The following is a 13,471-nucleotide window of genomic DNA, read 5'->3' on the forward strand; positions in this document are numbered from 1 at the left end:
TAAAAAAACTAATGCAGTATGCATTAGTTTTTTTGTTTTAAAAACAAGTATGAGATTATAAATGCCAATATGCTTGGTATTACCCAGACAAATCCTAGATTTGATAAAGGTATTAATTTAATAGCATTACTTATGAACTCTATATTTAAACCTAAATATTTAAGATTGTCGCATATACTAATTAAAAGTGTTACATAGGTAGTTATACGTATAACTTTATCATTTTTCACACCTATTAATGTCATTAGAACTAATACAATAACTATAGGATAAAGTATTTGTAGTATTGGACCAGATAATAAAACTATTATATCTACACCCTTTAATGCAATTATTGCACTGGCAATAGAAATTACTATTGCATTAGCCTTGTAGGATAGTTTTCCGTTGGATATTTTCTCGAAAAAGGATGCTGCAGAGGATGTAAGTCCAATAGAAGTAGTTAAACAGGCTAGTCCAACGGCTAAGGCTAGTATTACATTTCCAGAGTAACCTAATAATCTATTTACTATTTCTGTTACTAAAGCAGTTTTATTTATGCTTGCTGGTAGTATTGAAGCAGTCTGGCTGCCTAAATACATCAATCCACCATATACAAATCCTAATCCAATAACTGCAACTATTCCTGCTATAGAAGTCATTTTTATAATATCAGAAGTTTCAGTGTATCCTTTAGCTTTAACAGTTGATATAACAATTGAGGCAAATATTACTGATGCCATAGCATCCATTGTCTGATATCCTTCAATTAAAGAAGAGGAAAAAACATTTTTGAAACCTGTATTTACTATTGGCCCTACAGGAGTTATGATACCCTTTATAATAATTATAGTAAGCAATAATAACAGTGCAGGTGTTAATATTTTCCCTATAGTATCTACAATTGAAGAGGGTTTAATGACAAAAGCTAAATTAATAATAAAATATATTAATATTGCAGGTAATATAGGAAAGTTTGGAAAAATTGGTTGAATGCTAAGCTCGAAAGTAGTGGCCGCCGTTCTAGGAATTGCAAGCATTGGGCCTATTGCTAATATAATGGCTGTAGTTGCAATAATTGAAAATAAGTTACCTACTTTTAAGGAGATTTCCCTAAATGTACCTCCGATTTTAGCACAGGCTAGTATACCTAACAACGGTAATCCCACACCAGTCATCAGAAAACCTATAATAGCTAAAGCATAATTGTCTCCTACCATTTTACCTAAATAAGGGGGAAATATTAAATTTCCTGATCCAAAAAACATTGCAAAAAGTGCTAATCCAATTATGAATGCATCTCTAGTTGATTTTTTCATACATATCTCCTTTATACGTAAATTTTGATTTTAAACTATTATATCATGAAATAATTGCTGCACAAAGCATTTGATAGATTATTTTATTATTATATTTGATATGATGAATAAATTAATAAAATATGGTTAATATTTATTACTAAACGAAAATAAGATATAATAATAATTACCTAATATTAGAAATGGGGTATATTTATGGAGAGAACTTTAGTATTAATAAAACCTGATGGAATAAAAAGAAATTTAATTGGAGAAATAATAAGCTTCTATGAAAGAAAAGACTTAAAAATTATAGGTCTAAAGATGATTCAAGGAAATGTAAATACTATAGAAGAGCATTATATTGAACATAAAGAAAAAAAATATTATAAAGAATTAATTGAATATTTAATGGAAGGACCAATTATTGCTATGTTAATTGAAGGTGAAAATGCAATAAAATTTGTTAGAAAAATAAATGGAGCTACAGATCCACTTGAAGCAGATATGGGAAGTATTAGAGGGATGTACGCTTTAACTAAACAAAGAAATCTTGTACATTCATCTGATAGTGAAATAAGCGCTGAAAGGGAAAGGAAAATTTGGTTTCCCGAAATAAAATAATGGATTTGAGGGGATTAATATGAAAGCGATAATTGAGGACGTAAATGATAAATATGTATTCTGTAGAAGAGAAGACAAAGTAATTATACAAATATTATTAAAGTTTTTAAATAATCCTCAAATTGGAGATGTAATTTATCTACCAGAAACTAGATATCTTAACTAATATAGTACTAGTATAAAACTCCTTGACCGTGAGAAAATAAAATGGAAAGGAGTTGTTTTTATGGTTCACAAAATGAAAAGTACTAAGAATAATAGAAAATCTGATGGAAAGTTTAGAAAGAAAACTATAAAACATAATCCTCAAGAAGAAAGTTCTAGAGCTGTATTTGAAGATCCAAAAGCTAAGGAAGAAGAATAAATAAGGAGAGGAAACTATATGCTAGAAGGAAACATTGAAGAGTTAAAAATGAGAGCTAAAAAAATGCTTATAGATGGAAAGACCATAGATGAAATAAGAAGTGAAACAGGATTGAGAGAAAAAGACATTAAAAGAGTACAAAATGAAATAACAAAAGAGTTTTTATAGTTAAATAAAAAGCACTTTGGTTAATTAACCAAAGTGCTTTTGTTATTGATTTATATGGTGCCGAAGGCGGGACTTGAACCCGCACGGGTTTATAGCCCACCGGATTTTGAGTCCGGCGCGTCTGCCGATTCCACCACTTCGGCTCGTGATAAAAAAATAATAACACAAAATATACATATAAGTCAAGTAAATTTTAACATGTCCAATTATTTTAGTAGATTAATACTGCGAACTATAAAAAGTTAGTATTCTTAATTAGAGTATAAGAAGAATAACAAAATATTACTTAATATTTAAAATATTGGAAATATGCTGTTGGTATATGGATGGATTTGGTATAATATACATATATTATATTCATATAAAATAAGGGGGAATATAAATGGGGGATTCAAATGTTCAAATTGAATTAAAAAGTAGCACTGGGAATAACGCTTTTAAACTTTTAGTCTATAGTGCTATAGGAGTATTTATGTTTTTCATACCAATAACCATAGGTAAAAATACTACCATACCTATCGACCATATAGTGAATATTATAAGAAAAATACCTTATTATAATCAAATATACGGTGCACTTATTGTAACTATAGGTGGTATATATCCTTTTATAAATAAAACTTGGAATAAAAATACGGTTAGTAAGATATTTTCTATATTAAAGCTTATAGGAATCGTAGTAGTGTATATGGCCATATTCGAAATAGGACCTAAGGAATTATTTGAAGTAGATATGATTCCTTTCGTATTTGGCAAAGTTGTTGTTCCAGTATCAACTATAGTACCTATAGGATCTGTATTTTTAGCATTTTTAGTGAGTTATGGATTGATGGAATTTGTGGGCGTATTGATGAGACCAGTAATGAAGCCAGTATGGAAAACTCCAGGAAGATCTGCCATTGATGCCGTGGCATCCTTTGTGGGAAGTTATTCATTGGCATTATTGATAACTAACAGAGTTTATAAAGAAGGTAAATACACTACAAAGGAAGCTTGTATAATAGCTACAGGATTTTCAACAGTGTCTGCAACTTTTATGATCATTGTAGCAAATACTCTTGATATAATGCACTTATGGAATACTTATTTTTGGTTAACATTTTTAATTACCTTTATAGTGACAGCTATAACTGCAAGATTAGCTCCTTTAAGTAAGAAGTCAGAAGAATATTATGAGGGAACGAAAGGAGATAAGGAATCAGAAGAAAAGGGGAATGCTTTAAAAAGAGCATGGAGAGAAGGTATAATTGCCGCTGATAGAGCACCTTCGCTTATGGAAAATATAGTAATAAATTTTAAAGATGGTATCATGCTTGCTATAAGTATAGCACCAACCCTTATGTCCATAGGTTTTTTAGGATTAGTTGTTGCCAAATATACTCCGTTGTTTGATATTATAGGATACGTGTTCTACCCATTTACATTTTTATTAAGAATACCAGAACCATTGCTGGCAGCTAAGGCTTGTGCCGTTAGTATTGCAGAAATGTTATTACCAGCCATTGTAGTTGCTAATACTCCTTTGGTAACAAGATTTATAATCGCTGTAGTTTGTGTATCAGAAATATTATTTTTCTCAGCTTCAATACCATGTATGCTATCAACAGATATACCTTTGAATATAAAAGATTTAGTCATAATATGGTTTGAGAGAGTGGTTCTATCATTAATTATTACAGCGCCAATAGCATATTTAATTCTATAAATTAAAAAATAATAAACCACTAGGATGTATTACCTAGTGGTTTTATATTGGCTATAATCTTCTAAAATAAAATTTATAGTTCTTAAATAGGTAAAAAAGATGAATTATAATATAATAAAGTGTAAAATAATAATTATAATACCATTATTATATTAGGAGAGATTAATATGATTAGATTTCTTGATGCTGGTGAATCCCATGGGAAGGCTTTAATTGCAATACTAGATGGGCTTCCATCAAATTTCATAGTTGATATAGATTATATAAATGATGAATTAAAGAGAAGGCAAACAGGTTATGGTAGGGGAGAAAGAATGAAGATAGAAGAAGATAAGATTGAAATTCTTTCAGGACTTAGAGGAAGAAAAACCACTGGAAATCCCATAACTATGATGATTCATAATAAAGATTATGAAAAATGGAAGAATATAATAGATAGAGAACCTGAAGATAAGGAAAAAATAAGTATCCCAAGACCAGGACATGGGGACTTAGTAGGTTATTTTAAATATGGTACTGGAGATATAAGAGACTCCATTGAAAGAACTTCAGCACGGGAGACAGCCATTCGAACAGCTGTAGGTGCTCTATGTAAATCTATATTAAAAGAAATTGGGATAGATATAAGGAGTAAAGTAAATAGCATAGGAAATAGCTATGAAGAAATAGTAGATTTATTTGACGATTCAATATATGAAAAAATAAATAATAGCTCTGTTAGATGTTATGATGAGGAAATTGAAAAGAGCTTCATGAAGAAAATCGATATATGTAAAGAAGAGGGGGAGACTATAGGGGGAAGTGTCTATATATCAGTAAAGGGAGTTCCCATAGGTGTAGGTAGTTATTCCCAGTGGGATAGAAAACTAGATGCTATATTAAGTTATGGTATAATGTCCTTACAGGGAGTAAAGGCTATAGAATTTGGCAATGGATTAGACTTATCCTTAAGAGGAAGTAGTTTTAATGATGAAATACTATATAAAGATGGAAGAATTTCTAGAGACACTAATAATTGTGGAGGAATAGAAGCAGGAGTTTCAAATGGAGAAAAAATAGATATTAAAGTGTTTATTAAGCCCATACCATCTATAAAAAAAGATATAAGAACAATAGATTTAAAAACTAGAGAAGAAAAAACTACAAGATACGAACGTTCAGATGTATCTGCAGTAGTTCCAGCTTCAATAATATTGGAAAATATAGTGGCCTTCTATATATTAAAAGAATTATTAAGTAAATTTCCTAATGATGAATTCAATGATTTTAAAAAGGCAGTAAAGGATTATAGGGATTCTGTATATATAAAGTAATGTTTGATAGGAGAGATAATGATGAGCACTAAAGAAGTGATGTTGATACTGGACGGTAATAGTTTAATGAATAGAGCTTTTTATGCACTACCACTATTAACTAATAATGAAGGATTACATACTAATGCAATTTATGGATTTACTAATATGTTATTGAAAATGAAAGAGGAATTAACCCCTAATTATGTAGTTTGTACTTTTGATAGAAGTGCACCTACCTTTAGACATAATGAATATGAAGATTATAAAGCTGGAAGAAAAAAAATGCCTCCAGAGCTAAGAGAACAATTTCCAGTAGTTAAAGATTTATTAAGTAAGTTAGCTATCGATATTTTTGAAATTGATGGTTTTGAAGCAGATGACTTAATAGGAACTTTATCTAAAGTTGCAGAGGAGCATGATATAGAAACTTATATTGTTACAGGGGATAAGGATGCACTGCAGTTAGCTTCAGATAAAACAAAGGTAGTATTGACCAAAAAAGGTATAACTGAAAAAGAGATATATGATGGTAATAGAATGATTGAAGAGATGGGTGTAACTCCAACTCAGTTTATAGATGTTAAAGGTCTAATGGGAGATCCATCAGATAATATACCTGGAGTACCAGGTGTAGGAGAAAAAACTGCATTTAAATTAATAAAAGAATACGGCAGCATAGAAAATGTTTTAGAGAATATAGATAATATAAGCGGAAAAAAAGTAAAAGAAAATTTATTTGAAAATAGAGAGCAAGCAATTTTTAGTAAAAGACTTGCTACTATTATGAGGGACGTTCCAGTTGATATCGATTTAGAAAGTATAAAATCTAAAGATAATTATGATGAAGAAGGGGTAAGAAGATTATTTATAGATCTTCAATTTAAATCCCTTTTAGATAGAATGCCAAAATCTAATGAAAGCATAGAAAAGGAAGAAAAGTTAAAAGTTGACTATATAGTTGTTGATAATGTGAATAAATTAAAAGATTTGTGTCAATCTATAAATGAAGAAATTTTCATTACCTTTAAAAATGTTAATGAGAATGTATTTTCCAAAAGCTTAATAGAAAATATTTATTTAAATAATAAGGATAATAATTATTTAATAAATTTAAGAAGCATATTAGAAGAGGATGATAAAACTTCTATTGAATGCTTAAAGAAAATTTTTGAAAATGAAGAGATAAAGAAAGTATGTCACGATGTAAAAGTACCTTATACTATTTTGTATAAAATGGGTATAGACTTAAAGTCTGTAATATTTGATACCAAAATAGCTGCGTACCTAGTTGATTCCTCAAGGGGGGACTATGAACTAAATACTTTAATTAGAGAATATCTTAAAATAGTAATAAATAATGATGAAGAAGATATGATAACTGAAACATCATTATTAAAAGATTTGTATAATGAATTGAATTTACAAATTAAGAATTTAAATATGGAAAAACTCTATTATGAAGTAGAACTTCCTCTTACAAAGGTATTAGCATCTATGGAGATTGAAGGATTTAGAGTTGATAAGGAAGCATTAACACATATAGGTGATAAATTTTCAATAGAAATAGAAAAGATTCAAAAGGAAATATATAATTTAGCTGATGAAGAGTTTAATGTAAACTCACCAAAACAATTGGGGAAAATACTATTTGAGAAATTGGATTTGCCAGTAATCAAAAAGACTAAAACGGGATATTCAACTAATGCAGAAGTATTAGCTGAATTAGAGGATAAACATCCTATAATAGAAAAAGTAATATACTATAGACAGTTGGCTAAGTTATATTCCACCTATGTTGAAGGACTAAAAAATGTAATAGATGAAGATGGAAGGATACATTCAAGCTTTAATCAAACTGTAACAACTACAGGAAGGCTTTCTAGTACTGAACCTAATCTTCAAAATATACCTATAAAATATGAAATGGGGAAAGAGATTAGAAAGGTTTTTGTACCAAATGATGATGGATGTGTCATTTTATCTGGTGATTACTCACAAATAGAATTAAGGGTTCTTGCGCATATTGCAGGAGATGAAAGCATGATTGATGCCTTTAAGCATCATACAGATATACATACTAAAACTGCCTCGGAAGTGTTTAAAGTGCCATTAGATCAGGTTACTTCTGTTATGAGAAGCAACGCTAAAGCTGTAAACTTTGGAATAGTTTATGGTATAGGAGACTTTAGTTTGGCAAAGGATTTACATATTTCTAGAAAAGAAGCAAAAGAATATATAGATACATATTTTGAAAGATATCCAAATGTTAAAAAGTATATGGATGACACCATAGAAAAAGCTAAGAAGGATATGTATGTGACAACAATATTAAATAGAAGAAGATTTATACCTGAAATATTAAATTCTAAGAAAATGGTAAAGGCTTTTGGAGAAAGATTAGCTATGAACAGTCCAATACAGGGAAGTGCTGCGGATATAATTAAAATGGCCATGGTTAATGTTTATAATGAATTAGAAAATAGAGAGTTAAAAAGTACTTTAATTTTGCAGGTTCATGACGAACTGATCTTAAATGTATATAAGGATGAGTTAAATGAAGTAAGATCCTTGCTTAAGGAATCTATGGAAAATATAATAAAATTAAATGTTCCTCTAGAAGTAGATATAGACGAGGGAGAAAACTGGTATGAAGCAAAATAAAATATTTAAAATAGGTTTAACCGGTGGAATAGGCAGTGGAAAAAGCACAGTATCTAGAATTCTTAAAGAAAGAGGAATATCTATTATCGACTGTGATGTTATATCAAGAGATGTTTTAAAAAAATACCCTAATATCATAGAAGATATAGAAGAAAAATATGGCAGTGAGTTTGTAGATGAAAATGGGAATTTAAAGAGAAGAGAATTTGGGTCATTTATATTTTCTTCAGAAGAAAAAAGAAGAGAATTTGAGTCTATTATTATTCCTTATATTAATAAAGAAATATATAATATGTTTGATAAATGCCAATGCAATGGAGAAAAAATTTGTGTGTTAGATGCTCCTACTTTATTCGAACAAAATATGCATTTAGTTATGGACTTAATAGTGGTAGTGTGGGTAGATGAAAAAACTCAATTTAATAGAGTGAAAAGTAGGGATAAATTAGATGATAAGGAAGTAATAAATAGAATAAACGCTCAAATATCATTAAATAAAAAAAGAGAAATGGCTCATTTTGTCATAGATAACACTAAGACTATAGATGAAACAGAAATGCAAATAGATACATTAATTCAATTCATCAATGATTTGCGGGGAGTGGAAAAAGCAGTTGAAGAAATTAATTAAAATTACAATATTCATCTTAATAGCCGTTGTAGCAATAAAGCAAATTCCGAACGCAATGAAAAAGCTATATCCTTTAAAATATTCAGATATAGTATATAAATATTCAAGAGAGTATGATATAGATCCTTACTTAGTATTTTCAGTAATAAAAGCTGAGAGTAATTTTAATCCTGATGCTGTATCACACAAAAGTGCCTATGGGCTAATGCAAGTAACTTCTACTACAGGAGAATGGATTGCGGAACAAATGAAGATTGAGGATTTTACATTAAATAAGTTATTTGATCCAGAGTATAATATTCCCATGGGGTGTTGGTACATAGATAATCTAAGAAAAGAATTTGGAGACAATATGGATGTAGTTCTGGCGGCATACAATGCAGGAAGAGGTAATGTTCAAAAGTGGTTAAATGATACAGAGCACTCAAAGGACGGCAAAAACCTTCACTACATACCTTTCAAAGAAACAGACAAATATGTTAAGAAAGTAAAAGTAAACTATAAAATATATAAATTTTTGTATGACAAATAATATTGACAATGAATCTATTAAGAGTATAATATTATTGTGACGCGGATGTGGCGGAATGGCAGACGCACTATCTTGAGGGGGTAGCGAGGAATCCTCGTACGGGTTCAAGTCCCGTCATCCGCACCAAAGAATGAAATCCGAACCTTGTCCCTATCGGGAAGGGTTCGGATTATTGCTTTATTTAATGAATTTATAGCTTTAACAGAGGCTGATGTTATGAACTTTCTTTAGGAATATTCATAACATCAGCCTCTGTTTTTTCTTTATCCTATTTTCAGAGGCGCTTTGGGCGTAGGAATACTGTGCTTATAGGTAGCAATGCCTGATTCAATATATTAAAATAAAGCTGTTGAATAGAATTTCTCATTTGATCCGCACATTTGAGAACGGTAAACCGTTAAACAATTTGAGAGGAGGTTTTAAGATGTCGGTAGATATCCAAGAACAATACGATAAAATCTATCGCTATTGCTACTATAAAGTTGGCAACTCTGCTTTGGCAGAAGATCTGACGCAGGAAACCTTTCTCAAATACTTTGCGCAGAATTCGTATATTGAACACGGGAAGAAGCTTGCTTATCTTTATACTATAGCACGAAACCTTTGCATAGATTCTTTTCGTAAAGTTCAGCCGGAGACACTAAATGATGATATACCGGATACAGATCACTTCGGACGGCTGGAACTTAATATTGCCCTTCGTCAGGCTCTTAAAACCTTACCCGTACGGGAACAGGAGCTACTGCTTCTTCGGTATGCCAACAAACTCGCTGTGGGTGAAATTGCTTCGATCATGGGGATTTCCCGCTTCGCTGTCTATCGTAGAACAAGTTCTGCAATAGCCACCCTAAAAACATTATTTAGAGAGGAGGATTTTCTATGAATAAGAAATTCAAAAAAACTTTGCAGGGAGCTTTTGAAGCGCCGCCCCCAATGAATAAAGCGCATTTCCTCAAAACACTGCGCTTTCCAAAAGCGACTTACAGGGATTTTCTGTTCAGTCAGCTTCACTATATTCGTAAACGGGTGTGGGCAGTTTCTGTTTTAATTGTTTTCATTGGATGGATGATCGCATTCGGAGCACCAGCATTTACCTATCAAAATTTTGAATCATTTAAAATCTGGGGCATTTCCGCTTTACTTCCATTTCTGGCTATGCTGACTGTCACGGAGATCTATCGTTCGGCTGCTTACCGTATGGCAGAGCTGGAGGCCAGCTGCCGGTTCAGTCTGCTGCAGATTATCATGGCGCGCATAACCATCCTTGGCGGAGGGAATTTTGTGATTCTGACATTGCTCCTAATTTTTATAAATTGGGTATCTGCATATAGCCTGCTGCAGATTATCGTCTATTTGATGGTGCCATACCTTGTTGTCTGCGGAATTTGCCTGTGGATACTGAACCGAGCACGCAATCAGGAAGGCGTATATGGCTGTGCGGTAGCAGCTTGTCTTGTGTGCGTAATCAGTATGCTGTTTGGTAATGTTGTGCCAAATATTTACGCAAATGTACACCTGAACAGCTGGCTGGTGATCTTTGCCTGCTGCTGTGTATTTATCGGAATCCAGATATGTAAATTACTCAAAGAAATGGAGGAAAAACAATGGAACTTGAGCTTGATCGAGTGACAAAACACTACGGAAATAAAATAGCCTGTGACCGCATTTCACTCTCTTTTCATACAGGCGTATACGGCCTTCTCGGGGCAAACGGAGCAGGGAAAACCACCCTGATGCGTATGATGTGCGGCGTACTGGCCCCGACCTCGGGAACAATCCGCTTTGACGGCATCGATGTCAGTCATGAGGATTATCGTGATGCACTGGGATATATGCCGCAGGATTTCGGATATTACCCGGAATTTTCTGCGCAGGATTTCATGCTGTACATTGCTACATTAAAGGGATTGCCCAAAACTCGGGCGAAGGAAAAAACCCGGGAGCTTTTAGAGCTTGTCTCCCTTGAAAAAGAAGCAAGAAAGAAAATAAAGACTTTTTCCGGCGGCATGAAGCAGCGGCTTGGCATTGCACAGTCTATGCTGAACGATCCGAAGATATTAATTTTGGATGAACCTACCGCCGGACTTGATCCAAAGGAGCGGGTACGTTTCCGCAACCTAATTTCCCGTCTTGGCGCTGACCGTATTGTTCTGCTTTCGACCCATATCGTTTCGGATGTGGAACATATTGCAGGCACAATCCTTGTAATGAAAAATGGACAATTGATTCATCAGGGCACGCTGGAAGAAATCATTCGGACAATTGAGGGCAAGGTTTGGGAGTGTATACTTCCCCAATCAGAAGCGGATATACTATGCGAAAAGTATCCAGTTATCAATCTGCGCCAAGAGCAGAAGGAGATATTACTGCGCTTGGTTTCAGAAGAGAAGCCTTGTGTTTCGGCAGTAAGTGCAGAGGCTACATTAGAAGATCTGTATTTGTATTATTTTAGCGAGGTGAGTGAAAAATGAATGGCTTTTGGAGTCTGGTCAATTTCGAATACAAGAAAATCCTGCGCAAGAGAAGTGTACAGATAACTTTGCTGCTTGCAATCCTATTTACCGTTTTCAGCGTTGCAGGCACGCTGTTTGGAAGCTATTATGTGGATGGAAAGCCTTACGAATCCAATTATGATGCCATGGTTAAGGATAGAACTTATGCACGAGCTCTAGCAGGACGCCAGCTGGACGGAGAATTGATCATGGAAACAGTGGGGGCTTACTCAGGAATTCCCAAGTCCGACGGCAAGTATTTTGATACGGAAGAATATCAGAAGCTTGCACGGCCCTACAGCGGAATCTACAGCATTGTACGGCCAGTTTTTAACACCTATTCCCGACGGTTCAATATGGAGGATTTTCAAGTACTGACGAAAGAACAGGCAGACCAGTTTTATATCACAAGGCGTGCCCAGCAAGAACAGCTTGTGGAACAGACCCACATGAGTGCCAAAGCTAAGGAACAGGTGCTGGCTCTGGATGCACGGATTAAAACTCCCCTTACATTTTCGTATACGGACGGCTACACACGCTTTTTTGTTCTTATCAATACCTTAGGATTAACGGCGGCATTTGTCATGGCAATATGCGTGGCGCCACTGTTTTCTGGGGAATATGTATCCGGTGCCGATCAGCTTATTCTTGCTTCAAAGCACGGCAAAAACAAGCTCATCGCAGCAAAATTATTTACAGGGTTTTCATTGGCTGCTGTCATCTGTCTTGTGCTGATAGCATTGAGTTATGGCCTATCTATGGGTATTTTCGGTGCGGATGGCAGTAATGCACCATTACAGCTTTATGAAATTTTGTTGCCTTATCCGCTGACTATGGGACAAACAGCGCTGCTTCTGGTGCTCTGTACTTTCTTTGCCTGCCTTATGACAGCGGCCATCACTATGCTGTTGTCCGCGAAACTCAAATCCCCCTTTGGAGTAATAGTTCTGGTCGGCGTACTACTAATCGGCCCTATGCTGGGCAGAATTTCACATACCAATATTGTCCAATACAATCTGTATCGTCTTTTTCCAACGCAAATGGCAAACTTCTCGTCGGCAGTGAACAGCATTCAATACGAACTTTTGAGGTTGGTGGTCAAACCGTATGTGTTTCTGCCTTTGTTTGCAGCTGCAGTCAGCGTGCTGCTTACGCCGTTTGTATATCGTTCATTTAAAAATCATCAGATTGTTTAGGTGTGTGAATGTAGAAACAGTAAGGCGGCGGTTCAGCTTGAACCGCCGCCTTAACTTATCATGGAGGTTATTTTCTTTAATTCCTTTGGTAAATGCATTTGGTCAACCTACTGTATTAATAGATAATTTATATGTAAAGTAAGTTAATAAATTTGCATTGAGTTTATTTAATATAATGTAAAAAAGTTAAGCAACTAATGGATAATTTAGTTCCATCAGTTGCTTTTGGTGGTTCAAATAAATATTTATTTATCTATCATCTTACGTTCCTGATCTTCAACCATTCTTTTAACCATTTCACCACCCAGCATACCGGCACTAGTTAGATTTCCAACAAAGTTTGAAGGATGATCCCCCATATATGGAGCAGAAGTTTTATCTTCAAAATTTGGATTAATACCTAAATCGCTGGCTATTTCCATTTTAAGCTTTTCCATATTACTTCTTGAATCGGAACTATAAAGTCTTTTTCTTGCCATAAAATTTTCTCCTTTCACCATTTTAATAATAGTTTTCACAAAATGTG

The 13,471-nt window shown here is 33.5% G+C and carries 15 protein-coding genes and 2 tRNA genes; 14 read left to right on the top strand and 3 right to left on the bottom strand.

Translation table 11 applies throughout. The features are described from left to right. Positions 1 to 23: 23 nt before the first annotated feature. Entirely contained in the window at positions 24 to 1,298 is a 1,275-nt protein-coding gene (gene brnQ / locus KQI86_RS14605) for a branched-chain amino acid transport system II carrier protein (RefSeq protein ID WP_216440085.1), read from the bottom strand. Between the two features lie 195 nt (positions 1,299 to 1,493). Here brnQ and ndk point away from each other — a divergent pair, with 195 nt between their 5' ends. From ndk to KQI86_RS14625, 4 genes are read left to right on the top strand one after another with little or no spacing between them, the layout of a single operon-like run. After that, positions 1,494 to 1,901 carry a nucleoside-diphosphate kinase gene (gene ndk / locus KQI86_RS14610; protein WP_216440086.1) on the top strand — a complete coding sequence of 136 codons (408 nt, stop codon included), beginning with the start codon at positions 1,494 to 1,496 and terminating at the stop codon, positions 1,899 to 1,901. Between the two features lie 19 nt (positions 1,902 to 1,920). Then, positions 1,921 to 2,067, top strand: a complete 147-nt coding sequence (locus KQI86_RS14615; RefSeq protein ID WP_216440087.1) for a hypothetical protein — start codon at positions 1,921 to 1,923, stop codon at positions 2,065 to 2,067. A gap of 60 nt (positions 2,068 to 2,127) precedes the next feature. Next, the gene (locus tag KQI86_RS14620) at positions 2,128 to 2,265 is read left to right on the top strand and encodes a CPC_1213 family protein (RefSeq protein WP_216440088.1); all 138 of its coding nucleotides are present in this window, start codon (positions 2,128 to 2,130) and stop codon (positions 2,263 to 2,265) included. Positions 2,266 to 2,283: 18 nt separating this feature from the next. After that, positions 2,284 to 2,433, top strand: a complete 150-nt coding sequence (locus KQI86_RS14625) for a hypothetical protein (protein ID WP_216440089.1) — start codon at positions 2,284 to 2,286, stop codon at positions 2,431 to 2,433. A 55-nt stretch (positions 2,434 to 2,488) separates the two neighbouring features. Here the strand turns inward: KQI86_RS14625 and KQI86_RS14630 are convergent. Continuing rightward, positions 2,489 to 2,576, bottom strand: a tRNA-Leu gene (locus KQI86_RS14630). Positions 2,577 to 2,815: 239 nt separating this feature from the next. On the opposite strand from KQI86_RS14630, the gene KQI86_RS14635 reads away from it, so the two are divergent. The 10 genes from KQI86_RS14635 to KQI86_RS14680 all read left to right on the top strand — a co-directional run bounded on the left by KQI86_RS14635 (position 2,816) and on the right by KQI86_RS14680 (position 12,945). Continuing rightward, complete coding sequence (locus KQI86_RS14635; RefSeq protein ID WP_216440090.1) at positions 2,816 to 4,138, top strand: YjiH family protein; 1,323 nt, start codon at positions 2,816 to 2,818, stop codon at positions 4,136 to 4,138. 167 nt (positions 4,139 to 4,305) lie between these two features. Then, a complete protein-coding gene (aroC, locus tag KQI86_RS14640; RefSeq protein WP_216440091.1) occupies positions 4,306 to 5,451 on the top strand; it encodes a chorismate synthase in 1,146 nt (381 codons plus the stop codon). Between the two features lie 21 nt (positions 5,452 to 5,472). Next, entirely contained in the window at positions 5,473 to 8,094 is a 2,622-nt protein-coding gene (polA, locus tag KQI86_RS14645; protein ID WP_216440092.1) for a DNA polymerase I, read from the top strand. Next, complete coding sequence (gene coaE, locus KQI86_RS14650) at positions 8,081 to 8,725, top strand: dephospho-CoA kinase (protein ID WP_216440093.1); 645 nt, start codon at positions 8,081 to 8,083, stop codon at positions 8,723 to 8,725. Before polA ends, coaE begins: the two co-directional genes overlap by 14 nt. Positions 8,726 to 8,780: 55 nt before the next feature. After that, the gene (locus KQI86_RS14655) at positions 8,781 to 9,257 is read left to right on the top strand and encodes a lytic transglycosylase domain-containing protein (RefSeq protein WP_216440252.1); all 477 of its coding nucleotides are present in this window, start codon (positions 8,781 to 8,783) and stop codon (positions 9,255 to 9,257) included. Positions 9,258 to 9,298: 41 nt separating this feature from the next. Then, positions 9,299 to 9,383, top strand: a tRNA-Leu gene (locus tag KQI86_RS14660). A gap of 298 nt (positions 9,384 to 9,681) precedes the next feature. After that, on the top strand, positions 9,682 to 10,140 hold the full coding sequence (locus tag KQI86_RS14665; protein ID WP_216440094.1) for an RNA polymerase sigma factor: 459 nt from the start codon (positions 9,682 to 9,684) through the stop codon (positions 10,138 to 10,140). Next, the gene (locus tag KQI86_RS14670) at positions 10,137 to 10,886 is read left to right on the top strand and encodes a hypothetical protein (protein ID WP_216440095.1); all 750 of its coding nucleotides are present in this window, start codon (positions 10,137 to 10,139) and stop codon (positions 10,884 to 10,886) included. Before KQI86_RS14665 ends, KQI86_RS14670 begins: the two co-directional genes overlap by 4 nt. After that, positions 10,862 to 11,728, top strand: coding sequence for an ABC transporter ATP-binding protein (locus KQI86_RS14675; protein ID WP_216440096.1), 867 nt, complete (start codon positions 10,862 to 10,864; stop codon positions 11,726 to 11,728). The genes KQI86_RS14670 and KQI86_RS14675 overlap by 25 nt, the downstream gene beginning before the upstream one ends. Next, positions 11,725 to 12,945, top strand: a complete 1,221-nt coding sequence (locus KQI86_RS14680) for an ABC transporter permease (protein ID WP_216440097.1) — start codon at positions 11,725 to 11,727, stop codon at positions 12,943 to 12,945. Before KQI86_RS14675 ends, KQI86_RS14680 begins: the two co-directional genes overlap by 4 nt. 245 nt (positions 12,946 to 13,190) lie before the next feature. Here the strand turns inward: KQI86_RS14680 and KQI86_RS14685 are convergent, their stop codons facing one another. Then, positions 13,191 to 13,424, bottom strand: coding sequence for an alpha/beta-type small acid-soluble spore protein (locus tag KQI86_RS14685; RefSeq protein WP_216440098.1), 234 nt, complete (start codon positions 13,422 to 13,424; stop codon positions 13,191 to 13,193). Between the last annotated feature and the right edge of the window lie 47 nt (positions 13,425 to 13,471).

Source organism: Clostridium mobile, from assembly GCF_018918285.1.
GTDB lineage: Bacteria > Bacillota > Clostridia > Clostridiales > Clostridiaceae > Clostridium_AW > Clostridium_AW mobile.

Coding starts and splice junctions, on each gene's coding strand:
- KQI86_RS14620 (WP_216440088.1), top strand. CDS start 2,128: ATGGTTCACAAAATGAAAAGTACTAAGAATAATAGAAAATCTGATGGA.
- KQI86_RS14680 (WP_216440097.1), top strand. CDS start 11,725: ATGAATGGCTTTTGGAGTCTGGTCAATTTCGAATACAAGAAAATCCTG.
- coaE (WP_216440093.1), top strand. CDS start 8,081: ATGAAGCAAAATAAAATATTTAAAATAGGTTTAACCGGTGGAATAGGC.
- polA (WP_216440092.1), top strand. CDS start 5,473: ATGAGCACTAAAGAAGTGATGTTGATACTGGACGGTAATAGTTTAATG.
- KQI86_RS14685 (WP_216440098.1), bottom strand. CDS start 13,424: ATGGCAAGAAAAAGACTTTATAGTTCCGATTCAAGAAGTAATATGGAA.
- KQI86_RS14655 (WP_216440252.1), top strand. CDS start 8,781: ATGAAAAAGCTATATCCTTTAAAATATTCAGATATAGTATATAAATAT.
- KQI86_RS14625 (WP_216440089.1), top strand. CDS start 2,284: ATGCTAGAAGGAAACATTGAAGAGTTAAAAATGAGAGCTAAAAAAATG.
- brnQ (WP_216440085.1), bottom strand. CDS start 1,298: ATGAAAAAATCAACTAGAGATGCATTCATAATTGGATTAGCACTTTTT.
- KQI86_RS14675 (WP_216440096.1), top strand. CDS start 10,862: ATGGAACTTGAGCTTGATCGAGTGACAAAACACTACGGAAATAAAATA.
- ndk (WP_216440086.1), top strand. CDS start 1,494: ATGGAGAGAACTTTAGTATTAATAAAACCTGATGGAATAAAAAGAAAT.
- KQI86_RS14615 (WP_216440087.1), top strand. CDS start 1,921: ATGAAAGCGATAATTGAGGACGTAAATGATAAATATGTATTCTGTAGA.
- aroC (WP_216440091.1), top strand. CDS start 4,306: ATGATTAGATTTCTTGATGCTGGTGAATCCCATGGGAAGGCTTTAATT.
- KQI86_RS14665 (WP_216440094.1), top strand. CDS start 9,682: ATGTCGGTAGATATCCAAGAACAATACGATAAAATCTATCGCTATTGC.
- KQI86_RS14635 (WP_216440090.1), top strand. CDS start 2,816: ATGGGGGATTCAAATGTTCAAATTGAATTAAAAAGTAGCACTGGGAAT.
- KQI86_RS14670 (WP_216440095.1), top strand. CDS start 10,137: ATGAATAAGAAATTCAAAAAAACTTTGCAGGGAGCTTTTGAAGCGCCG.